This window comes from Candidatus Hakubella thermalkaliphila (assembly GCF_013281975.1).
GTDB lineage: Bacteria > Actinomycetota > Humimicrobiia > Hakubellales > Hakubellaceae > Hakubella > Hakubella thermalkaliphila.
Genome location: NZ_BLRZ01000399.1, coordinates 1 through 742 on the forward strand (window position 1 = coordinate 1; position 742 = coordinate 742).

The following is a 742-nucleotide window of genomic DNA, read 5'->3' on the forward strand; positions in this document are numbered from 1 at the left end:
TCTGGCAATAGATTTTAATAACTCTCAAATTATTTATGCCTGTACTAATGGAGGGGGAGTTTATTACCCGGCTTAAGGATTAATCGAATATTAGTTGACCCAACCAATGGGCAAATAGTATATGTAATAATCAGGGAGTATTTAGGTCAAGTAATGGCGGTGCAAGCTGGTCCTCATTAAATATAGGTTTAACAACTAAAATGGTGGAATGTTTGGCTATTGATCCCTCTAACACCAGGATTCTCTATGCGGGTACTTCTGGAAGAGGGGTATTCAAATTAATCCCCAACGAGCCACCTATCTTTACCAAACGTCCAAGGACTGAATCAGTTCAAGCAGGTATATCATATTCATTTCAAATTTTAGCAAATGATCCAGATAGAGATTTATTGACTTTTTATACTGCTTTGTAAATTCCCATTAAATTTTGACCCCCCTTATTAAACATGTTTACCATCCCTATTATCATAGCCGGGTCGTGGCGACTTGTCAAGACGGACCACACCCGCTTTCTTCTTATCCTTAATCCGATAACTCTCACCCTGAATCGCCATGATATGGCTATGGTGTAATAACCGATACAATATCGCACCAGAAATCTAAGGGGAACTAAGGTTCGATTGTTTTTAATTACAGGAACTACCCGTGGATTGGTTATGTCAATAGCAACAAATTTTCCGTTTACAATCGCTATATGACTTCCAATGGTTAACTTTATCTCTACCAATGGATTGATAAATCT

Annotated in this window: 2 pseudogenes; both read right to left on the reverse strand. The window is 38.0% G+C overall.

Annotated elements, in window-relative coordinates:
* Nucleotides 1-440: 440 nt before the first annotated feature.
* Nucleotides 441-590: pseudogene (locus tag HW443_RS13530) on the reverse strand (ATP-binding protein); the annotation flags it as partial.
* Between the two features lie 53 nt (nt 591-643).
* A pseudogene (locus HW443_RS13535) lies at nt 644-727 on the reverse strand (hypothetical protein); the annotation flags it as partial.
* Nucleotides 728-742: the final 15 nt, after the last annotated feature.